The 21,524-nt window shown below is 70.2% G+C and carries 17 protein-coding genes; 7 read left to right on the top strand and 10 right to left on the bottom strand.

Annotation, left to right across the window (positions count from 1 at the left end; translation table 11 throughout):
- The first annotated feature begins 217 nt into the window (after positions 1 to 217).
- Positions 218 to 3,541, top strand: coding sequence for a TonB-dependent receptor (locus LRX76_RS05605; protein WP_231802936.1), 3,324 nt, complete (start codon positions 218 to 220; stop codon positions 3,539 to 3,541).
- A 57-nt stretch (positions 3,542 to 3,598) separates the two neighbouring features.
- Here the strand turns inward: LRX76_RS05605 and LRX76_RS05600 are convergent, their stop codons facing one another.
- The 3 genes from LRX76_RS05600 to prmA form a co-directional block, all read right to left on the bottom strand.
- Positions 3,599 to 4,252: a sugar phosphatase gene (locus tag LRX76_RS05600; RefSeq protein ID WP_231802934.1), complete on the bottom strand. Its 654-nt coding sequence runs from the start codon at positions 4,250 to 4,252 to the stop codon at positions 3,599 to 3,601.
- Positions 4,253 to 4,467: 215 nt separating this feature from the next.
- Positions 4,468 to 4,839, bottom strand: coding sequence for a helix-turn-helix transcriptional regulator (locus LRX76_RS05595; RefSeq protein ID WP_231802932.1), 372 nt, complete (start codon positions 4,837 to 4,839; stop codon positions 4,468 to 4,470).
- Between the two features lie 173 nt (positions 4,840 to 5,012).
- Complete coding sequence (gene prmA / locus LRX76_RS05590) at positions 5,013 to 5,933, bottom strand: 50S ribosomal protein L11 methyltransferase (protein ID WP_231802930.1); 921 nt, start codon at positions 5,931 to 5,933, stop codon at positions 5,013 to 5,015.
- Between the two features lie 174 nt (positions 5,934 to 6,107).
- On the opposite strand from prmA, the gene LRX76_RS05585 reads away from it, so the two are divergent.
- Positions 6,108 to 7,055: a hypothetical protein gene (locus tag LRX76_RS05585; RefSeq protein WP_231802928.1), complete on the top strand. Its 948-nt coding sequence runs from the start codon at positions 6,108 to 6,110 to the stop codon at positions 7,053 to 7,055.
- Positions 7,052 to 7,414 (top strand): hypothetical protein, encoded by a 363-nt coding sequence (locus LRX76_RS05580; RefSeq protein WP_231802926.1) that lies wholly within the window; start codon positions 7,052 to 7,054, stop codon positions 7,412 to 7,414. Before LRX76_RS05585 ends, LRX76_RS05580 begins: the two co-directional genes overlap by 4 nt.
- 103 nt (positions 7,415 to 7,517) lie before the next feature.
- Here the strand turns inward: LRX76_RS05580 and accC are convergent, their stop codons facing one another.
- The 6 genes from accC to LRX76_RS05550 form a co-directional block, all read right to left on the bottom strand.
- A complete protein-coding gene (gene accC / locus LRX76_RS05575) occupies positions 7,518 to 8,885 on the bottom strand; it encodes an acetyl-CoA carboxylase biotin carboxylase subunit (RefSeq protein WP_231802924.1) in 1,368 nt (455 codons plus the stop codon).
- Positions 8,886 to 8,927: 42 nt separating this feature from the next.
- Entirely contained in the window at positions 8,928 to 9,308 is a 381-nt protein-coding gene (locus tag LRX76_RS05570; RefSeq protein ID WP_231802922.1) for a four helix bundle protein, read from the bottom strand.
- 16 nt (positions 9,309 to 9,324) lie between these two features.
- Positions 9,325 to 9,792, bottom strand: coding sequence for an acetyl-CoA carboxylase biotin carboxyl carrier protein (accB, locus tag LRX76_RS05565; RefSeq protein WP_231802920.1), 468 nt, complete (start codon positions 9,790 to 9,792; stop codon positions 9,325 to 9,327).
- A 506-nt stretch (positions 9,793 to 10,298) separates the two neighbouring features.
- Complete coding sequence (locus LRX76_RS05560) at positions 10,299 to 12,611, bottom strand: protein-disulfide reductase DsbD (protein WP_231802918.1); 2,313 nt, start codon at positions 12,609 to 12,611, stop codon at positions 10,299 to 10,301.
- 4 nt (positions 12,612 to 12,615) lie between these two features.
- On the bottom strand, positions 12,616 to 12,948 hold the full coding sequence (gene cutA, locus LRX76_RS05555; RefSeq protein ID WP_231802916.1) for a divalent-cation tolerance protein CutA: 333 nt from the start codon (positions 12,946 to 12,948) through the stop codon (positions 12,616 to 12,618).
- A 164-nt stretch (positions 12,949 to 13,112) separates the two neighbouring features.
- Positions 13,113 to 14,009, bottom strand: a complete 897-nt coding sequence (locus LRX76_RS05550) for a LysR family transcriptional regulator (RefSeq protein ID WP_231802914.1) — start codon at positions 14,007 to 14,009, stop codon at positions 13,113 to 13,115.
- Positions 14,010 to 14,108: 99 nt separating this feature from the next.
- On the opposite strand from LRX76_RS05550, the gene LRX76_RS05545 reads away from it, so the two are divergent.
- The gene (locus LRX76_RS05545) at positions 14,109 to 15,119 is read left to right on the top strand and encodes an NAD(P)-dependent alcohol dehydrogenase (RefSeq protein WP_231802912.1); all 1,011 of its coding nucleotides are present in this window, start codon (positions 14,109 to 14,111) and stop codon (positions 15,117 to 15,119) included.
- A gap of 24 nt (positions 15,120 to 15,143) precedes the next feature.
- On the opposite strand, the gene LRX76_RS05540 is transcribed toward LRX76_RS05545, so the two are convergent.
- On the bottom strand, positions 15,144 to 16,907 hold the full coding sequence (locus LRX76_RS05540; protein WP_231802910.1) for an endonuclease: 1,764 nt from the start codon (positions 16,905 to 16,907) through the stop codon (positions 15,144 to 15,146).
- Positions 16,908 to 17,229: 322 nt separating this feature from the next.
- Here LRX76_RS05540 and LRX76_RS05535 point away from each other — a divergent pair, with 322 nt between their 5' ends.
- From LRX76_RS05535 to LRX76_RS05525, 3 genes are all read left to right on the top strand, one after another.
- Positions 17,230 to 17,517: a co-chaperone GroES gene (locus tag LRX76_RS05535; RefSeq protein WP_231802908.1), complete on the top strand. Its 288-nt coding sequence runs from the start codon at positions 17,230 to 17,232 to the stop codon at positions 17,515 to 17,517.
- 137 nt (positions 17,518 to 17,654) lie between these two features.
- Positions 17,655 to 19,295, top strand: a complete 1,641-nt coding sequence (gene groL / locus LRX76_RS05530) for a chaperonin GroEL (RefSeq protein ID WP_231802906.1) — start codon at positions 17,655 to 17,657, stop codon at positions 19,293 to 19,295.
- Between the two features lie 986 nt (positions 19,296 to 20,281).
- Positions 20,282 to 21,496, top strand: coding sequence for a pyridoxal phosphate-dependent aminotransferase (locus tag LRX76_RS05525; protein WP_231803357.1), 1,215 nt, complete (start codon positions 20,282 to 20,284; stop codon positions 21,494 to 21,496).
- Positions 21,497 to 21,524: the final 28 nt, after the last annotated feature.

Genomic DNA, 21,524 nt, shown 5'->3' with positions numbered 1-21,524 from the left:
GGATACGGCTCGGATCGCAGCCCTATTCAACCACTTCGTCCGCGCGCGTGCCGGCCGGCAACGGGTGTGGCCGGTTGCGACATGGATGGCGGCCCGTGGGCGGGTGTTGCAAATGTTTGCCGATTATGGTCAGTATTGTTAACGGTTAGTGAATCTAACCTGGCCGGCGGCGAGCCCGCCGCCGGTTTCCTCCACTTTCTCGATTCAGGGGATTCCCATGTACAACCGCAGGAACTGGCGCCGCGCGGCGCTTGCAGTGGCACTGGCAGGTTGCCTGGCCTCGGTGGCCCAGGCGCAATCGGCGAACGGCAGCATCTTCGGCCGGGTAACGGCCGCGCCCGGGACCACGATCGTCGTCCGCAATCCCGATACCGGCGCGACCCGCACGCTGCCGGTCGATGGCAACGGCAGCTACCGCGCCGCCGACCTGCCCAGCGGCCGCTATCGCGTGTCGCTGCGGCGCGATGGCGTGGAAGTGGGCGTGCGCGAGGAGGTGGCGGTCGGCACCGCCGGCGGCACCGAGGTGTCGTTCGCCGGCGAGGAACCGGCTGCCCCGCCGCCGGCGGACGCCGGTGCGAGGATCGCCGAGCTGGACAGGATCATGGTCACCGGCTCGCGCATCGCGCGCGCCGGCTTCGACACGCTGGAACCGGCGGCGGTGGTGTCGCGCGAGTTCATCGAGGACTACGGCTACACCAACCTGGCCGACGTCCTGTTCGACGTGCCCAGTTTCGGTGCCGGCGCCAGCTACCTCGGCGCCCAGGCCAGCTTCGGCGCCGGCGTCAACTTCCTCAGCCGCTTCGGGCTGGGCTCCAACCGCATGCTCACGCTGGTCAACGGACGCCGCTTCGTCACCTCCAATCCGCCCACCATCTTCGGGCCGGCCAACGGCGGCATCCAGGTGGACCTCAACGCCATCCCCAGCATCATGGTCGAGCGCGTGGAGTCCATCGGCATCGGCGGTGCGCCGACCTACGGATCCGACGCCATCTCCGGCGTCAGCAACGTCATCCTGCGCAACGACTTCGAGGGCGCCGAGGTGGAGCTGGGCTTCGGCCGCACCAGCAAGGGCGACAACGACAGGCACAACTGGTCGGCGATCCTCGGCAGCAACTTCGCCCAGGACCGCGGCAACGTCACCATCGCGCTCAGCTACGACAACAACGACGGCGTGTACAGCCTGGAGCGCGATTTCTACCGTAAGGGCTACTCGCTGCAGACCAACCCGCTGCAGAGCACGATCGACCGCTTCCAGCCCGGCCGCGACGCCGCCAGCGACGGCCGCATCGATCCCGGCATCCCGTTCAACACCGGCAACAACGACGGCATCCCCAACAACGTCTACATCCGCGACCGCCGCATCAACAACATGACCTGGGGCGGGCTGGTGGTGCCGTCCGGCGTGATGGTGACGCGCAACTACTACCGCGACGCCAGCGGCCAGCCGCTGGGCTTCGGCGCCGACAACGTGCTGTACCACTTCGACGCCAGCGGCAACCTGCTGCCGTTCGATCCGGGCACCACCTTCGGCACCGGCGCCAACTCGTCCGGCGGCGACGGCATGGACCTCAACGAGACCACCCAGCTGATCTCGGACCTCAAGCGCAAGTCCGCCTACGCCAACGGCAGGTTCGACTTCACCGACCAGGTCCGCGGCTTCTTCGAGGCCTCGTGGTTCCGTTCCGAGGCAGAGGAACTGGCCGACCAGAACGTCTACAACGCCTCGTCGTTCGGCGCGGCGTTCGCCGACGGCAGCGGCGCGCAGAGCGGCAACCTGCCGTTCAACGTCGACAACCCGTTCCTGAGCGAGCAGGCGCGCGCGCTGCTGCAGGCGCAGGGCATCACCGATTTCCGCCTGTCGCGCTCCTCGCGCGACCTGAGCATGAACAACTCAAGCTCGCGCAGCATCATCACCCGCGCGGTGGCCGGGCTCGACGGCTACTTCGAGTGGGCCGGGCGCGGCTTCAACTGGGAAACCAGCCTCACCCACGGCCGCGGCGACTTCGACTACTACGGCACCGGCATCGTCCAGCAGAACTTCATCAACGCGATCAACGTCACCCGCAACGCCGCCGGCGAGATCGTCTGCGACGCCACGGCCGCCGGCACCACCGCCGATCCGGACTGCCGTCCGCTGAACCTGTTCGGCGAGGGCGTGGCCAGCGCCGAGGCGCTGGCCTACGTCAACACGCCGACGCATGCGAAGGCCGAGATGCGGCAGACCGTGTTCAACGCCAACCTGTCCGGCGGCCTGTTCGACCTGCCGGGGGGCGAGTTCGCCTTCAACGTGGGCTTCGAGTACCGCAAGGAGGAGGGGGCGTTCGAGCCGAGCGAGTACCAGCGGCTCGGGCTCGGCCGCTCGGTGCCGATCCAGGCGGCCAGCGGCGATTTCTCCACCAACGAGTACTTCGCCGAGTTCATCGCGCCGCTGGTCGACCCGGACAGGCGCATTCCCGGCCTGCACCGGCTCGACCTGACCGGCAAGGTGCGGCGCGTGGACAATACCGTCAACGGCTGGTTCACCGCCTACACCTATGGCCTGCAGTACGAGCCGTTCGCCGGCATCCAGCTGCGCGGCAACCGCACCGAATCGTTCCGCGCGCCCTCGATCTCCGAGCTCTACACCAGCGAGCAGCCGGCCTACTTCGCCATTCCCGAGCTGTGCAGCGCGACCAACATCGACGGCGGCACCCGGCCGGCGGTGCGGCGGCGCAACTGCGAGGCCTTCTTCGCCGCGTATCCCGGCGTCGACCCGGCGACCTTCACCGCCAGTCCCTCGACCCAGCTGGGGACCCGCAACGGCAGCACCAGCCTGGCCAACGAGCAGGCCCGGTCGTGGACCGCGGGCGTCGTGCTGCAGCCGCAGTGGCTGGACGGGCTGCGGGTGGCGGCGGACTGGTACGACATCGAGATCACCGATGTCATCACCGCGCTGAGCCCGACCGACATCGTATCGGGCTGCTTCGACAACGAGGACTTCAACGCGGCCGACATCGCCAACGCCAATCGCTTCTGCAGCATGATCTCGCGCAATCCGCTGACCGGCGTGGCCAACGGCATCGCCACCGAGTACGGCAACGGCCCGATCATGGCGTTCCGCGGCTGGACCGGCGAGGTGAACTACCGCTGGGACCTGCAGCGCTTCGGCCGCCTCGACCTGGGCTTCTACGGCTACTTCCCCAAGGAGCTGGGCAGCGCCTCGGCGCCGGGCGTGCCGATCGTGGAGCAGGTCGGCACCACCAGCGCGCCCAAGCGCCAGTACCGCTGGAGCGCGCGCTACCAGCTGGGCAAGTGGAACGTCGGCGTCAACGCCGACTACCAGAGTTCGGCGCTGGTCAGCCTGACCGCCATCGCCGACGCGCGCCAGTACCCGCGCGCCGACAGCTACACCACCTGGGACGCCAACGTCGGCTACCGGATCTCCGACAGGGCCAGGATCAACCTCTCGGTGATCAACCTGACCGACGACATCGGCCCGTTCCCGTTCGTCTACGACGCCCTGGGCCGCCGCTACATGCTCAAGGCGAGCTACCGGTTCTGACCTGCCCGGTCCGGCGCCAGGGACGGCGCCGTACTTGCCGGGACGGCCGGCTCGGGCTCAGGCGACAGAGACGATCGCGCCGCGCCCGTTCGAGCCGACATCGATCTGCGCCAGCGAGTGCAGCACTCCATCGACCCGCGCCAGCTCCGGCGTATCGGCCGGGGTGTTGACCGCGATCACCCGGCAGCCGGCCGCCAGGCCGGAACGGATGCCCGCCGCGGCATCCTCCACCACCACGCATTGCGCCGGCGGCAGGCCCAGGCGCCGGGCACCGAGCAGATAGGCGTCCGGCGCCGGCTTGCCCCTGGCCACCTGTTCGGCGGTGATGAACACCGCAGGCCGCGGCAACCGCGCGGCGCGATGGCGCGCATGGGCGATGGGCACCGTGCCCGAGGTCACGATCGCCCATGGGATGGACAGCCGCTCCAGCCGCTGCAGCAGGGCCAGCGCGCCGGGCATCGCCACCACGCCGTGCGTGTCCCGCGCCTCGGCCGTCTCCAGCCCCTCGAATTCCCGGCGGATGTCCTCCTCGCCCGCGCCCGGCATGAAGTGCCGCAGCGAGGTGACCGCCTGCTTGCCATGGACGAACGCCAGCACCTCGGCCGGATCGATGCCGCGCCGCCGCGCCCAGTCCGCCCACGCCCGTTCGACCACCGCCAGCGAGTCGACCAGCGTTCCATCCAGATCGAACAGGAAACCCCTGCACTCCATGCCCCGCTCCTCGGTCGGTGATCGTTCGTCCCATGCCGGTGGCTGGCCGCGCCACGAAAGCCTGCGGCGGCACCGGCGGTCCTGCCTGCGGCCGTGGCCGAGCGGCCACGCCACGGCGCGCATTGTCCGGCATCGCTTCGCGCCGTCGCGCTGCGCTCGATCAAGCGTGGGGGGAATGCCCGATCCAGACCGACGAGGCAGGTCGGGCCGATGCCTCAACGGCGCCGCTGGCGGCTGTCGTTCAACAGCTCCAGCAGGGCGCTGCGCTGGCGCGGCGCCAGCGCCTCGAAGCGGTCGAGCAGCAGCCGCTGCTGCTCGCTCAACGGCTGGTAGTCGGCCGGCGGTTCGGCGATCGTCGAGGCGGGCGGGCCGAGCACGCGCTCGCCGCGGCCGGTGGCCAGGTACTCGAAATGCAGGCCGCTGCGCTGGGCCAGGCCGATCAGGTTCTCCACCGACGGCGCGGTGCCGTCGGCCATCTCCCACTGCGCGACCGCGCTGCGCGTCACGCCCAGTTCCCCGGCCAGTACTTCCTGCGTCAGGCCGGTAAGGCGGCGCGCCTCGCGAATGCGTTCGTACAGCTTGCTCACTGGCCACCCGGCAGGAAGAAACGGGGGCGAGATATAGCGTCACACGCGTGTGGGATGGGTTCGTATGGCTTTCATCAGGATGAAAGACATCGATACTGGCCTGGCCGCAACGGGGCCGGCCGGCCTGGATTCGTCCGCGACCACGCGCCCCGGCGCGGTCGCGGGAGCGGCGATCAGCCGCGGCGCACGCCGTCGATGCGCATCCAGTCGCCGTCGCGCTCGCAGGCCAGCTGCTCGAACCACGGCGCATAGCGCGCCAGCAGTTCGTCCTCCTGGCCGTGCAGGATGCCCGACAGGGCGATGCTGCCGCCGGGCGCGACCCGCGAGGCGAGGGTGTCGGCCAGCGCGTCCAGCGCCGAGGCCAGGATGTTGGCGACCACGACCGGATAGGTCTGCACCGGCTCGTCGGGCGGCAGGTAGACCGACAGCTGCGCGCCGACGCCGTTGCGCCCGGCGTTGTCGGCGCTGGCCAGCAGTGCCTGCGGGTCGTTGTCCACGCCCACCGCCGCGGAGGCGCCGAGCTTGAGCGCGGCCAGCGCCAGGATCCCCGAGCCGCAGCCGAAGTCGAGCACGCGCGCGCCGTCGAGCCGGCCGCGTTCGGCCAGGCCGTCGAGCCAGTGCAGGCACAGCGAGGTGGTGGGATGGGTGCCCGAGCCGAACGCCAGCCCCGGGTCCAGCCGCACGATGGCGGCGCCGGCAAAGCGCGCCTCCTCGGGGATGTCCTGGTTCCACGGCACGATGAAGGTGCGGCTGCCGAAGCGCATCGGCTCGAACTGGTCGATCCACGCCCGCTCCCAGTCCTGGTCCTCGACCTGGCGGAACTGCGCGCCGCTCCATTGCAGCTCCGGGTCGAACGCCTCCAGCGCCGCCAGCAGCGCCAGCGCATTGGCGTCGCCCGGGAACAGCGCGGTCAGCACCAGCGTGTTCCACAGCGGCGTCTCGCCCACGCCCGGCTCCAGGATCGCGCGCTCGTTGCTGGTGTCGGCATCGGCGTCGAGCAGGGTGACCGACAGCGCGCCGACATCCTCCAGCGCGTTCTCGTAGCGGGGCTGGGTGGATTCGGAGCAATGCAGGGACAGTTCGAGGTACGGCATCGGTGCGCGGCGTTCGTCGGGGGCGTGCATCGTAGACCAGGCGGCCGCACCACGCTCGCCACCCGCCAATCCCCAATCCCCAATCCCCAATCCCGCGGCGCACCGCGCCGCCTGAACAGGGCCCCGCAAGGGCTGGGGTAAACTGCCGTGCTTGCGACTCATGACGCCCTCGCCATGACCCAGGTCCAACCCCGCACGCTGTGGTTGCTGTTGCTGCCGGTTCTGGCGGTCGCCGTGGCGTGGTGGCGGCACGCCGAATCCTCGGCGTCCTCGCGGCCGGCCGTTGCCGAGGCGTCCGCCGAGGCGGCGACGCACACCCCGGCCGAGCGCTGGCCGCTGCAGCTCCAGCGCGAACGGCTGCGCTCCACCGCGGTGGCGTCCGGGTTGCCGCTGGACCCGCGCAGCGGCTTCGAGCGCGAACCGGACCTGTACCGCTATCTGCAGACGCTGGCCGCGCCGGCCGCGGCGGGCGACCAGGACGCGCGCTGGATGGTCAGCCGCGTCTACGACTACTGCGCCGGCTATGCCATGGACCCGGCCGCCTATGCCGCCGACAGCGATGCGCTGGGGCAGCTGCAGTTGCAGGGAGCGGCCGCGATGTCCACGGCGCGGCAGCGGGTGCTGGCGCGCTGCGCCGGCTTCCTGCCGCGCGACGGCCTGACCCGGGCGGCGATCGCCGAGCAGCGGCGCCAGGCCGCCGAGGCCGGCAGCATAGCCGCCGAGGCGGCATTGCTGGCGCAGGGCCAGCCGTTGCAGGCCTCGGCGCAGTACCGGCGCGGCCTGGTCGAGCGCGTGCTGGTGTCGCGCGACCCGGAGGCCTTCCTGGCGCTGTCGCCGGCGATGGGGCTGGCCGCCAGCGGCGACGACGCCTACGAAGGCCTGGTGGCCGGTTCCGCGATGGCCGAGCTGGCCTGGCAACTGGCCGCGTGCCGGCTGGGGCTGGCCTGCGGGCCGGACAGCGTGCTGATGACCAACTACTGCGCCAACGGCGGCATCTGCTCGCAGGACCCGACCCAGGATTTCTACGCTTTCGTATTCGACGCCGCGGTGCCGCGGCAAGGTGCCAGCACAATGGAAAACATGGTGAGCCAGCTGATCGAACAAACCGGAGAACGCTCATGAACTACCGGCGCTTGTTGCACGGGGCCAAATTCTGGTTCTGGGTGCTGCTTTTCGTCGCCTACACGGCGACCGCGGCGCACGTGCTGTTGATCGATACCTCGCAGGACCCGCTGCGCAACCTGTCCAAGGTGAAGCAGGCCACGGTGCATGCCAGCGCCGACGTGCGCAGTGCCGGCGCCAGCCAGGCCGCGGCGGTGCTGCGCGCGCAGAGCGGGGTGCCGTTCTCGACGCTGGCGCCGGGCTCGACCTTCCAGATCGTCTGGCCCGACGGCTCGGTCGAGACCCTGCGCATCGTCAACCCGACCTCCTCGCTGGGCGTGGAGCCGGTGGCCGAGCTGCAGCCGGCCAGCGAGCGCTAGCACGGCGGGGCGGCGCCGCCGCGCGGTGCGCGGCGGCTTGCCCCTGCAGCCACGAAAAAAGGCGGGATCATCCCGCCTTTTTTCGTGGCCGAAGCGGCGCCGCTCACACCAGCGCGATCGACTTGTTCTTGCGTTCGGCCAGGCGCTTTTCCAGGTAGTGGATGTTCTGCCCGCCGGCCTGGAAGCCCTTGTCGCGCATGATCCGCTGCTGCAGCGGGATGTTGGTCTTGATGCCCTCGACCACCATCTCGCTCAGCGCCACGCGCATGCGCGCGATCGCGGTGTCGCGGTCGGGGCCGTGCACGATCAGCTTGCCGATCATCGAGTCGTAGTTCGGCGGCACCTTGTAGCCGCTGTAGATGTGCGTGTCCACGCGCACGCCGGGGCCGCCGGGCGGGTGGAACGCGGTGATCAGGCCCGGGTTGGGCATGAAGTTCTCCGGGTCCTCGGCGTTGATGCGGCACTCGATGGCGTGCCCGCGCGGGACGATGTCGCTCTGCTTGAGCGTCAGCTTGCGACCGGCGGCGATGCGCAGCTGCTCGCACACCAGGTCGATGCCGGTGATGCGCTCGGTCACCGGATGCTCCACCTGGATGCGGGTGTTCATCTCGATGAAGTAGAAGCGCCCGTTCTCGTACAGGAACTCGAAGGTGCCGGCGCCGCGGTAGCCGATGCGGATGCACGCGTCCACGCAGACCTTGCCGATCTCGGCGCGCTGCTCGGCGGTGATGCCCGGCGCCGGCGCTTCCTCCACCACCTTCTGGTGGCGGCGCTGCATCGAGCAGTCGCGCTCGCCCAGGTGGATGGCGTTGCCCTGGCCGTCGGCCAGCACCTGGATCTCCACGTGGCGCGGGTTCTGCAGGAACTTCTCCATGTACACCTGGTCGTTGCCGAACGCCGCCTTGGCCTCGGCCTTGGTGGTGGCGATGGCGTTGCTCAGCGCGCCCTCGGTGTGCACCTCGCGCATGCCGCGGCCGCCGCCGCCGCCGGCGGCCTTGATGATGACCGGGTAGCCGATCTCGCGCGCCAGCTTGACGTTGGTGGCCTGGTCCTCGCCCAGCGGGCCGCCCGAGCCGGGCACGCACGGCACCCCGGCGGCCTTCATCGCGCGGATCGCCTCGACCTTGTCGCCCATCAGGCGGATGGTGTCGGCCTTGGGCCCGATGAAGATGAAGCCGGACTGCTCCACCTGCTCGGCGAAGTCGGCGTTCTCGGACAGGAAGCCGTAGCCGGGATGGATGGCCTGGGCATCGGTGACCTCGGCCGCGGCGATCAGCGCCGGGATGTTGAGGTAGCTGTCCGAGGACGGCGCCGGGCCGATGCACACCGACTCGTCGGCCATGGCCACGTGCTTGAGGTTGCGGTCGACGGTGGAATGCACCGCCACGGTGCGGATGCCCAGGGTATGGCAGGCGCGCAGGATGCGCAGCGCGATCTCGCCGCGGTTGGCTATGACGACTTTATCGAGCATGGGAATAGGGAATCGAGAATGGAGAATGGGAAGAAGCGGGCACTATTGCGATCCTCGTTTCTGCAGCGCGTTCATCAATGCGGTGAGCTTGGCGAAGACCAGGTCGAACTGGTCGGCAAGCGCTCCGTTCGATCTGGTGTAGCCAAGCCTTTCGGCGATCTTCATCTGCGTGTCCAGTTCGGCCAGGGAACCGCGTGCGATCGACAGGAACCGCAGGTAGTCGGGAGTGGAGCGGCGTGCCGCACCTTCGGCGATGTTGGATGGAATGCTCACCGCCGAGCGCCTGACCTGTGAGGTGAGGCCGAACCGTTCGGCGTCGGGGAACGTCGCGGAAAGGGCATACACCCTCTCGACCAGATCCATCGAGTCCTGCCAAGCGTCCAGACGTTCATGGGGGCGCTTGGACGATTCCCGATTCTCCATTCCCGATTCCCGGCTTTCAGCCGATAACGAACAGCGGCTGGTCGAACTCGACCGGCTGGCCGCTCTCGCCCAGGACCGCCACGATGGTGCCGGACACGTCGGCCTCGATCGGGTTGAACATCTTCATCGCCTCGATGATCGCCAGCGTCTCGCCGGCCTTGACCGCCTGGCCGATGTTGACGAACGGCGGCTTGTCCGGCGCCGGCGAGGCATAGAACGTGCCGACCATCGGTGCGCGCAGCACGTGGCCCTCGGGCAGGGCGCTGGCCGGCTTGGCGGTGCCGCCGGTGGAAGCCTCGGTGGGCGAGCTCATCGCCATCGCCGGGGCCGGCGCGGCCTGCGCCACCGCCGGTGCGGCGGCGACCACGCCGCCTTGCGGCACCCGCGCCAGGCGCACGCTTTCCTCGCCCTCCTTGATCTCGATCTCTGCCAGGTTCGACTCTTCGAGCAGGTCGATCAGTTTCTTGATTTTGCGCAGATCCATAAAGGCCTCTTGGGTAGCGTCTGGGCGCCGTCGCCGGGCGACGGCCGCCGGTCAGGGGGAGATGGGGAAGCGGTGCCGGCAGCATCCGGCATCGGCACGGTCCTCGGCGACGGGCCACGGTGCGCGGGCGCGGCACGCCGCGCGCGTTCCGCGAGGGTGCGGAATGCGTTCGGGGCGTCGCGGTGCCAGCGGCTGTGCCATGCGTGGAAACGGTGCGGAAAGGGCGGCAGTCTGCGCGATGGCCGCGATACTGTCCAGATAGGCGAAGTTTGCGCTGTTTTAAATGGTCGTTTGATTCTGCGCGCGCAACGCTAGGGTCATGGCGCTCCGTGCGCGCTGCGGCCATGGCGCCGCGTGCGGCAACGAACGGTAGGAGCGACTTCAGTCGCGATGGGGCGTTACCGGTAAAGCCCCATCGCGACTGAAGTCGCTCCTACGGACGCTCCTGCAGGCGCTCCCACGGGCTCCTGCGGGACCTTCACGGCGTTCCTGCGTCGCCTCCGCCCTCAGCCGCCGGCGCGAAGCAGGGCGTCCTCGACGATGGCCTGGGTCAGCACCGTCGGCAGCACCCGCGGCGGCGAACCGGGCCCGTAGACCACGTACAGCGGCACGCCGACTGCCTTGTGCTCCTCCAGGAAGGCGCTGATCCGCGGGTCGACGTTGGTCCAGTCGCCCTGCATGTACACCGCGTCCACCTGCTTGAGCGCATCGCGGAAGGCGGCCCGGCCCAGCACGTTGCGCTCGTTGGCCTTGCAGGTCACGCACCAGTCGGCGGTCATGTTGACGAACACCACGCGGTCGTCGGCGCGCAGGCGGTCGAGCAGCTGCGGCGAATACGCCACCGCGCCCTCGCTGCGTTCGTTGCCGGCCGCCGGCGGGTGCAGGCGGGTAACGCCCCACACCGGCGCCAGCGCCAGCAGCGCCAGCGCCGCGCCCAGCGCCATGCCCAGCCGCCGGCTCTGCCAGCGGCTGCGCTCGAACCACCACAGTCCCAGCGCGAACAGCGGCAGCCCGACCAGCACCAGCCCCAGCGCGTCCACGCCGCGCTGCTTGCCCAGCACCCACAGCAGCCACGTCGCGGTCAGGTACATCGGGAACGCCAGCACCTGCTTGAGCGTCTCCATCCACGCCCCGGGCCTGGGCAGGCGCCGGGCCAGGCCCGGCACGAAGCCGACCAGCAGGAACGGCAGCGCCAGTCCCAGCCCCAGGGCCAGGAACACCAGCATCGCCAGCAGCGGCGGCGCGGTGAAGGCGTAGGCCAGGGCCGGCCCCATGAACGGGGCGATGCACGGGCTGGCGACCACGCAGGCCAGCGCGCCGGTGAGGAAGTCGCCGGCCAGGCCGCGCCGCGAGGCCAGCATCTGCCCCAGCCCGCCCAGGCGGCTGCCCAGGGTGAACATGAACACGCCCGACAGGCTCAGGCCGACGGCGAACATCAGGTACACCAGCGCCGCGACGAACCACGGCTGCTGCAGCTGGAAGCCCCAGCCCGCCGCCTGCCCGGCCGCGCGCAGCGCGATCACCAGCGCGCCGATGGCGGCGAACGCCACCAGCACGCCGAGCGTGTACCAGATGGCGTGGCTGCGCGCGCGCTCGCGGCTCTCGCCGCTCTGCGCCAGGCCCAGCACCTTCAGCGACAGGATCGGCAGCACGCACGGCATCAGGTTCAGCACCAGCCCGCCGAGCAGCGCCAGCAGCAGCGCCGCCAGCAACGGCTGCACCTTGGCCGGTGGCTGGCTGCGGCCGGCATTGCCGGCCGAGGCGTCCGGTGCCGGCACGGCCGCGGCGGGCGGCAGCGGCGGCACGTCGGCCGCGGCGGTGTCGTCGGCCGCCGCCGCGGCGTCGCCCAGCGGCGGGATCAGCAACGGCACCACCGCCGCCTGCTCGCTCGGGGTGACATGGCCGGCCGGGATCGACAGCTTCACCCGGCGGGTCATCGGCGGATAGCAGATGCCGTCGGTCTGGCAGCCCTGGAAGGTGGTGACCAGCGTGGCCTGGACCGCGTCGGCGCGCGAGCGCTGCAGCGGCAGCGTCACCTCGGCCTGGTCGAAGTACACCACCACGTTGCCGAAATGCTCGTCGCGGTGCGAGGTGCCCTGCGGCCACCGCGCCAGGCCCGGGCGGATGCCGGCGCTGCCCTCGATCGTGAACGAGGTGCGGTCGCGGTACAGGTAGTAGCCCGGCGCCGGGGTGAAGCGCAGCAGCAGGGTGTTGCCGTCGCCGACGATGGCCTCGAAGGCGAAGGCCTGCTCGGACGGCAGCGGCAGCGCGTCGGTGGCCGCCGCGTCGGTGCCGGGCAGGGCGAACCCGGGGCGCCGGGGCGCCGCCAGCGGGTTGAAGCCGGTGGCGGGCGGGGCGGCATCGCTGCCGGGGTCGCCGCCGCCGGCCGCCGGCAGCCGCACCTGCAGCGTGCGCTTCTGCGGCGGGTAGCACACCCCGGCGTCGGCGCAGCCCTGGTAGCGCACTTCCAGCGCCACCGTGTCCAGGCCGGCCTCGGGCGCGCCGGGCAGGGCCGCCAGCAGGCGGCCGTGGTAGGTCTCCACGTCGCCGAAGAACGCGTCGTGCTTCTTCTCGCCCGCCGGCATCGCCAGGGCCTGGGCGTGGAAACCCGCGGAGGCGGTGGCACTGGTGCGATGGCGGTACAGGTAGTAGCCGGGCGCGATCTTCCAGTTCAGCTCGATGCGGTCGCGGCCGACGGCATGGGCCTGCAGCTGGAAGGCCTGGTCGACCGGCAGCAGGTCGGCCTCGCTGATGGCCAGCACGGGCGGGGCGGCCAGCGCCAGGAGCAGCAGCGCGGCGATGCGGCGGAACAACGTCATCTGGTCAGACTTCCTCGGAGGTTTCGGCGCGTACCCAGTCCAGGTAGGCGGGCAGGCCAGCGTCGGCTTGGACCGCGACGATCTCCGGCAGTTCGTACGGGTGCAACTCCTGCAGCCGCGCGATCACCGCCTGCAGCGGCGCGTGCGCGGTCTTGACCAGCAGCTGGACCTCCTCGGCCTGCTCCACCTCGCCCTGCCAGCGGTAGCTGGAGACCGCGCCGGCGATGCGCGTCACGCAGGCGGCCAGGCGCGACTCGACCAGCGCCCGGGCGATGGCGTCGGCGCTGCCGGCATCGGGGCAGGTGCACAGCACTACGAACACGGGGGCGGGGGTCATGGCCGCAGTATAGAGAACCGGGGCGGGATCTCGGCCGGGTGGGGACATTTCCTCTCGGTGGCACCACAACGCGGCCCCTGCGCATTGCGGCCTGGGATACGGCGGAGTTCGAGTCGGGCGGGCACGGCCTTGGCACATCGGGGAGGCAAGGTCCGCAGTGCCCTTCAGCTGGCCTGGCCAAGGCGTTCGTGCAGGAACGCGAGGAAGGCATCGACCTTGCGTGGCCGGTAGTCGCGGTCGGGATAGACCGCGTGGATCGCGATCGGCACCAGGCTCCAGTCGGCCAGGATCTCGCATAGGCGTCCGTCGGCCAGTTCCTGCGCCACCGCGAAGGTCGCCGTCTGCACGATGCCCAGGCCGCGTACCGCGGCTCCCACCAGCGGCTCGCCGTAGTTGCTCTTGAGCGGTCCGCGCACTGCGATGCGCTGGCGCTCGCGGCCGCGGTGGAACTCCCAGGTCGCGGTGTCGCGGAACAGGGTGTAGTGCAGGCAGTCGTGCGCCACCAGCTCGCCCGGCAGGCGCGGCGTGCCGCGGGCGGCGAGGTAGCCGGGGGCGGCGACCAGGATCCGGCGCGTGTCGGCGAGCCGGTGCGCGACCAGTCGCGAATCCTGCAACGCGCCGATCCGTACCGCCAGGTCGTAGCCCTCTCCGATCACGTCCACGTAGCGGTCTTCGAACTGCGCGTCCACGGTGATCCGTGGCCAGCGCTGCAGGAAATCCGGCAGGTGCGGCATCACGTGGAGGCGGCCGAAGTTCATCGGCAGCGAAACCCGCAGTTCGCCCTGCGGCTGCGTGGACAGCGCACGGGTCCGCTCGGCCGCCGCTTCCAGTTGCGCCAGCGCCGGCGCGATTTCCGCATAGTAGTGGCGCCCGGGTTCGGTCAGGCTCAGGCGCCGGGTGGTGCGGTTGAGCAGCTTGACGCCGAGGCTGGCCTCCAGCGCGCCGATGCGCCGGGTGATCGCGCCGGGCGTCACCCCGAGCGCGCTGGCGGCGGCGGTGAAGCTGCCGTGGTGGAGGATGGCCTGGAAGGCTTCCAGTTCGGCGTAGCGGCTGCTTGACACTATTGATCATGGCTCATTGATGAATTGCCATGATGGTGGTTTTTATGCCGGGTTTTCAACAGTAGTTTGGGCATCCCTTCGCACGATGGATGTCTCCCGATGGATGCCTACCAAGTGCAGGGCCATGGCCTGGATACCCTGCGCCGCGTGCGCCTGCCCGATCCCGTGCCGGGACCGGGCGAGGTGCTGCTACGGGTGCGCGCGGTCTCGCTCAACTATCGCGACTACGCCCTGGTCGCCGGCCGCTACCTGCCGCAACTGCCGCGGCCCTACATCCCGGTGTCCGATGGCGTCGGCACGGTCGAGGCGGTGGGCGCCGGCGTCGATGCGCTGGCGCCGGGCCAGCGGATCCTGGGCGTTTACGCCAGCGACTGGTGCGACGGCCCGTTCCGTTCCGCCTATCACGCCAGCAAGCTGGGCGGGCAGCGACCGGGCTGGCTGGCGCAGTGGATCGTGCTGCCGCAGCACGCGGTGGTGCCGGCTCCGGCCGACCTGGACGATGCCCAGGCCGCCACCTTGCCGGCTTCCGCGCTGACCGCGTGGACCGCGTTGCGGCGGCTGGCGCTGCGGCCGGGTGAGCGCCTGCTGGTGCAGGGCACTGGCAGCGTGTCGCTGATGGCACTGCAACTGGCGGTGGCGGCAGGCTGCGAGGTGATCGCCACCACCGGCGGGACGGCCAAGGCCGCGCTGCTGCGGCGGATGGGCGCGCACGCGGTGATCGACTATCGCGCCTGCGGGGACATGGCCGCGGCGATCCGTGCCTGTACCGGCGGGCACGGCGTGGATGGGGTGGTCGAGGTGGTCGGCGGCCAGGGGCTGCTGGACCTGCTCGGCGCGGTGGCCGACAACGGCCGTGTCGCCGTCGTCGGCTTCCTGGACAGCCCCGTCCTGAGCGGTGACCTGATCGGGCCGATGCTGGCCCGGCAGATCGCCCTGTTCGGCATCAGTGCGGGAAGCCGGGCTGACTTCATCGGCCTGCTGGCCGATCTGGAGCGCTACCGGATCGTGCCACTGGTCGGCGAGCAGTTCGAATTCGGACAGGCGGACAGGGCATTTGCCGCGCTGGCCGGGCCGCGGCCGGCGGGCAAGCCGGTGGTGCGCGTGGGGTAGCCTGCCCGCCGCCACGCGCCGCGATCACTGCGCCAGCTGGCAGCTGGCGGGCTTGGCCGAGGTGAACAGCGTCGGCGTGGCCCATTCCGGGTGGTCGATGAACGGGTTGCGGTTGCCCTGGAAGCTGTAGATCACCTCGTTGCGGGCGCGCTCGGCGGCGTCCGGCGGGTCGGCCAGGTGCCAGTCGATCAGCGTCGACAGCAGGCCCATGTAGGCCGGCGAGGACGAGGTGCGCACGATCTTGCTGCGGTCGTCGGTGAGTTCCAGGTCCGGTTCGGACTGGCCGGTGGCCGCGTCGGTGCCGCCCTCGTAGCGGATCGCCATGTACATCACCGCGCGCGCCATGTCGCCCTTGCGCGGGTTCCAGACCTGGAAGGTGCCGCCGTTGCCGTCCGGCGAGCGCACCCAGTTGGAGTTGCCGGGGTAGCCGCCGCTGCCGCCGCCGGCGCCGTTGTTGGACTCGGTGGCGCGTTCGCCGCAGCTGCTGTCGCAGTTGGCGTAGGGCTTGTTGCCGCGGTCCGAGTTCCAGTTGGTGTCGGACAGGTACAGCATGTGGGTGTCGGTGTACGGCGCGTAGGGCAGGCCCTTGTCGCCGCTGGTGCTGCCGAAGCCCAGCGAGTTCGGCCAGGTGTGCTCGCGGTTGTAGGTCAGGCCGCTGCCGGTGCCGGCCCGGTCGCTGCCCTTGGCGTAGCTGCGGTTGCGGTAGACGTCGAGCACGCGACTGCTGTCGTTCGGGTCCTCGTCGGCGATCTCCAGGATGGTCCAGGTGCTGGTGCCGCTGCCGCTGTACGGGTACACGGTGTGGCCCTTGATGGTCTGGTGCAGCGAGCAGCGCAGCTGGCTCGGGCTGGAGGTGTTGACCTGCGAGTAGTAGCCGGTGGCGCCGCTGCTGCCGCCGGCGACGCTGAAGGCGATGGTGGCGTCCTGCGCCGGGTGGCTGCCGTCGGCGTCGCTGATGGCGGCGGCGGCGATGTCCAGGGTGCAGCTCTCGCCGGCCACCAGCGCGGTATCGGTGGACAGGGTGAAGCTGCTGCCGCTGGTCGGATGGCTCAGCGGCACGCCGCCGGAGCTGGCGCAGCTCAGCGCGAATGCGCCGCCGGCGAGCGTGACCGTTTCGCTGAAGCTCACCGACAGGTCGCCGGCGGAGGGGAAGTTGCCGGCGCCCTGGGTCGGCACGGTGGCGGTGACCGACGGCGCGCCGCCGCCGTTGCCGCCGCCGAAGCTCTGCCCGGCGTTGCAGCTGCCGAAGCTCTGCGTCGACGATCCGGCCCAGGCGAAGTCGGCGTAGGCGCTGCCGCTGCCGGTGAGCTGCAGCGAGGTCCCGGCGGCGGTGCCGTTGCTCTCGCTCACCGGCAGGTTCTGGCTGGTCAGGCCGGCGGCCGGCCCGCTGCCGGCGGTGATCGCACCTTCGTAGCTGAGGAACTGCACCACCTGGCCGTTGCCGTCCACCAGCGCCACGCCGTCGCTGGGGCCGTTCTGGATGCCGTTGCTGGGATAGCTGACGGTGGCGATGCGCACCTGGCCGCCGCAGCTGGCCAGGCTGCCGGCCGGCACGCTGCTGTTGGCGTAGACCGTGGCGGCCGACGACGAACTGCCGTTGTACAGATAGAGGCGGTAGCCGGACAGGCTCTCGCCGGCGGTGGCGACGACCTCGATGGCCTCGCCGGTATCGCCACTGGCGGTGGCATCGTCGTAGTGCAGTTCATTGATGAACACGGCGGCCTGCGCGGGGCCGGCGGCGAACGCCAGCAGGCAGGCCAGGGACAGCGGGGAAGACAGCAACCTCATCGACGGCTCCTTGTGATCGGGGGGACTGCGCCGCCGAATCTAGCCGTTCCCGATGACAACGGATGGAACCCGGTTGCAGTTTTCGAAGCGTGGCCGCGGATCGAGGCGTGCCGGCCGCTCCGCCGGCATCGCGCCGGCGCCGCGCGGGCGGGGCGCGGTCGAAATTCTTCTGCCCGGGCCTTGAAAGGCTTCCGCCCAGCCCCATCTTCGGTCCGTCCCGATCCGTCGGGTTTTTTCGCGAGCGGTGCTGGCACTCGTTGCTGCCGAGTGCTAACATCGCCGGTATTTTCCAGACCAATCAACAACTTACAGAGGTCTTTACATGAGCATCAAGCCGCTTCACGACCGTGTCGTTGTCAAGCCGATCGAAGCCGACGAAATCTCCGCCGGCGGCATCGTGATCCCGGACTCGGCCAAGGAAAAGTCCACCAAGGGTGAAGTCGTGGCCGTGGGTCCCGGCAAGTCGCTGGACAACGGCAGCGTGCGCGCCCCGGCCGTCAAGGCGGGCGACAAGGTCATCTACGGCCAGTACGCCGGCAGCAGCTACAAGGCCGACGGCATCGAATACAAGGTGCTGCGCGAAGACGACATCCTGGCGATCGTCGGCTGAAGCCGCCGATCGCGGGATTCGGGAGTGGAGATTCGGGATTGGTGACGCGCCTGCCGCGTCGACATCCCTGACCTTCCCCGGATCCCGCTTCCCGGCCATCCCCAATCCCCAATCACGAATCCCGGAGTTACATACACATGGCTGCCAAAGATATTCGTTTCGGTGAAGACGCCCGCGCGCGCATGGTGCGCGGCGTGAACGTGCTCGCCAATGCCGTCAAGGCCACCCTGGGCCCGAAGGGCCGCAACGTCGTGCTGGAGAAGAGCTTCGGCGCCCCGACGATCACCAAGGACGGCGTGTCCGTCGCCAAGGAGATCGAGCTGGCCGACAAGTTCGAGAACATGGGCGCGCAGATGGTCAAGGAAGTGGCTTCCAAGACCAACGACAACGCCGGCGACGGCACCACCACCGCCACCGTGCTGGCCCAGGCGCTGATCCGCGAGGGCGCCAAGGCCGTGGCCGCCGGCATGAACCCGATGGACCTCAAGCGCGGCATCGACAAGGCGGTCATCGCCGCCGTCGCCGAGCTGAAGAAGATCTCCAAGCCCACCACCGACGACAAGGCGATCGCCCAGGTCGGCACCATCTCGGCCAACTCCGACGAGTCGATCGGCAACATCATCGCCGACGCGATGAAGAAGGTCGGCAAGGAAGGCGTGATCACCGTCGAGGAAGGCTCGGGCCTGGAGAACGAGCTGGACGTGGTCGAGGGCATGCAGTTCGACCGCGGCTACCTGTCGCCGTACTTCATCAACAACCAGCAGAGCCAGCAGGTCGAGTTCGACGACCCCTACATCCTGATCCACGACAAGAAGATCTCCAACGTGCGTGACCTGCTGCCCGTCCTCGAGGGCGTGGCCAAGGCCGGCAAGCCGCTGCTGATCGTCGCCGAGGAAGTGGAAGGCGAGGCGCTGGCCACCCTGGTGGTCAACACCATCCGCGGCATCGTCAAGGTCGCCGCGGTCAAGGCGCCGGGCTTCGGCGACCGCCGCAAGGCCATCCTGGAGGACATCGCCGTGCTGACCGGCGGCACCGTGGTCTCCGAGGAAGTGGGCCTGTCGCTGGAGAAGGCCACCATCACCGACCTGGGCCGCGCCAAGAAGGTGCAGGTGTCCAAGGAGAACACCACCATCATCGACGGCGCCGGCGACACCTCGGCCATCGAGTCGCGCGTCAAGCAGATCAAGACGCAGATCGAGGAGACCTCCTCGGACTACGACCGCGAGAAGCTGCAGGAGCGCGTGGCCAAGCTGGCCGGCGGCGTGGCGGTGATCAAGGTCGGCGCCTCGACCGAGATCGAGATGAAGGAAAAGAAGGCCCGCGTCGAAGACGCCCTGCACGCCACCCGTGCGGCGGTCGAGGAAGGCGTGGTCCCGGGCGGCGGCGTCGCCCTGGTGCGTGCGCTGGTGGCCGTCGGCGACCTGAAGGGTTCCAACGAGGACCAGGACCACGGCATCCAGATCGCCCTGCGCGCGATGGAGTCGCCGCTGCGCGAGATCGTCGCCAACGCCGGCGAGGAGCCTTCGGTGATCCTGAACAAGGTCAAGGACGGCAAGGGCAACTACGGCTACAACGCCGCCAACGGCGAGTTCGGCGACATGGTCGAGTTCGGCATCCTGGACCCGACCAAGGTCACCCGCTCGGCGCTGCAGAACGCGGCCTCGATCGCCGGCCTGATGATCACCACCGAAGCGATGGTGGCCGAGTCGCCGAAGAAGGACGAGCCGGCGATGCCGGCCGGCGGTGGCATGGGCGGCATGGGCGGCATGGATTTCTGATCCGGCCCGCATCCGCTTCACCGCGAGCAACACGAAGGACCCCGCCGCAAGGCGGGGTTTTTCTTTGGCGGAACCCGGACCGTCGCGGCGGCGCTCGCTCGCTCGCGCGCGACGGCGGGTTCGGGTCCTTCCGGCATGACCGGCGCAGCCCCGGTAAGCACCGCGCACCCGGGACACGAGGGCGGCGCGCGACTGCCATCCCAGGGCGCCTTGGGCCTTGCCCCGATACGGTTTCCTCAAGCCCGTCCCGACTTTCCGATGATGCATCCTGGCCGTAGGGCCGAGCTTGCTCGGCCGGGGATTTGCCGGGAACGCTTCAGCCGAGCAAGCTCGGCTCTACTACGGCGCGCAGCCCGGCTCGGGTCGTAACCCCACCTCTGGCAGCCGGCTTTACCGCCCCGGCAGTGCGAACCCGGCGCCCAAGGAAAACCGCATTGAGCCTTGCCCGGGCTCTGTACCCGCCCCTCCGCTTCGACGGGCGTCTGCCTGGTCCAGTGCCTTTCCCGGATGGCGGCTGCGCGCGCGCCGGATCGGGACGACGGGATCGTCGCCACTACCCGCGCCGCCGCCAGCAGCCTACCCGAACGAATCGGGCCTACCCGTCGCCGCGGGCACCAACCGCCGGTGCGGTTGCTATAGATGCGAACACGCCAGGGGCATGCAACCGGTCGTGCCCCGGGCGGATGGAGAAGCGCACGAATGCTTCTGGTGGATGGCATCGCCTGCGGTCGCCTGACACGGAAGACGCGGTAGCCGAAGGGGATGGGGAAGCACGGGGTGCGGGGCCCGTATTACGGCCAGTGGCAATGCCGCGGCGGGGTTGCGGGATGCGGCGTGGTCCGGCCGTGGATCCGCAGTCGCGGCGTGACGGCGCTGCAGGGTCCGTGGACAGGACCGCGACGATTTCCGTCGAGCGGCGAGGCAATGCACGCACCGGCGGCACCTGCGGTTTCTCCGGTCCATTCGCTCTGACAACGGGGACAGACATGAGTACCGATTCTTCGCGACGTGCATTCCTCCGGCAGTCCCTGTATGTCGCCGGCGCGGCCGGCCTCGGGATCCATGCGGGCGTGGGGCCGGCATACGCGCAGGCGATGGCCGCGAATGCGGACGCGGCGGCGGATCTGCAGATCGTCAACATCGGCGCCAACACGCTGTCGATCGGTCCGTCGCGGCCGGCGCTGGAAGCGATCGCGAGGACCGCGCCGCTGAGCGGCGACTACGGCCGCGGGCAGTCGAGGGAGTTCCTGGAGACCCTCTCCGCCCAGCTCGAGGTCCCGGCCGACCACATCGCCGTCTATCCGGGATCGGGGACGCCGCTGGGCCTGGCGGTGACGACGTTCACCTCGCCGCAGCGTTCGCTGGTCACCGCGGATCCGACCTACGAGCAGGCATGGCGCACCGCTCCCAGGGTCGGGGCGAAGGTCGTCAGGACGCCGCAGCGCCGGGACTACTCGCACGACGTCGAGGCCATGTGCGCGGCCGATCCGAAGGCCGGCCTGCTCTACATCTGCAATCCGAACAACCCGACCGGCGCGATCACCTCGCGCGCGGACATCGAGTACGCGGCGAACCACCGGCCGCCGGGCAGCGTGCTGGTGGTCGACGAGGCCTACATCCACTTTTCCGACAATGCCGTCAGCGCGCTCGACCTGGCGGTCGAGGCCGACGACGTGATCGTGCTGCGCACGTTCTCCAAGCTGTACGGCATGGCCGGCCTGCGCCTGGGCTATGCCGTCGCAAGCCCGGCGAACCTGGAACGGATGAACGCCCACGGCGGCGGCAGCGTCGCGATGACGACGCTGGCCGCCGGCACCGCCAGCCTGCTCGATCCCGGGCTGGTGCCGGCGCGCCGCGCCGCGACCACGCGGATGCGCAACGAGACGGTGGCGTGGCTGCAGGCGCAGGGATATCCGTGCTCGACGTCGGAGGCCAACTGCTTCCTCGTCGACATCGGGCGCCCGGGGCGCGAGTTCCAGGACGCCATGGCCACGCACGGCGTCATGGTCGGGCGCAGCTGGCCCGGCCACGAGACCCGACCGCGGATCAGCGTGGGCACCGAAGCCGAGATGCAGCGCTTCCGCGAGGCATTCACCGCGGTCGCCGCGGGACAGCGGGGGCCGCTGCCGGTCCCGCAGCGGCCGCGCATGGCGCTGCGGGAAGCGGCGGCCGACCCCGCGCGGATGCCGTTTGCCTGTTGATGCGCGCCATGTCCGGCACGCAGCCGAA

This window comes from Stenotrophomonas sp. MMGLT7 (genome assembly GCF_021168555.1).
Taxonomy (GTDB): domain Bacteria; phylum Pseudomonadota; class Gammaproteobacteria; order Xanthomonadales; family Xanthomonadaceae; genus MMGLT7.
This window is presented reverse-complemented; position numbering and strand designations above follow the sequence as displayed.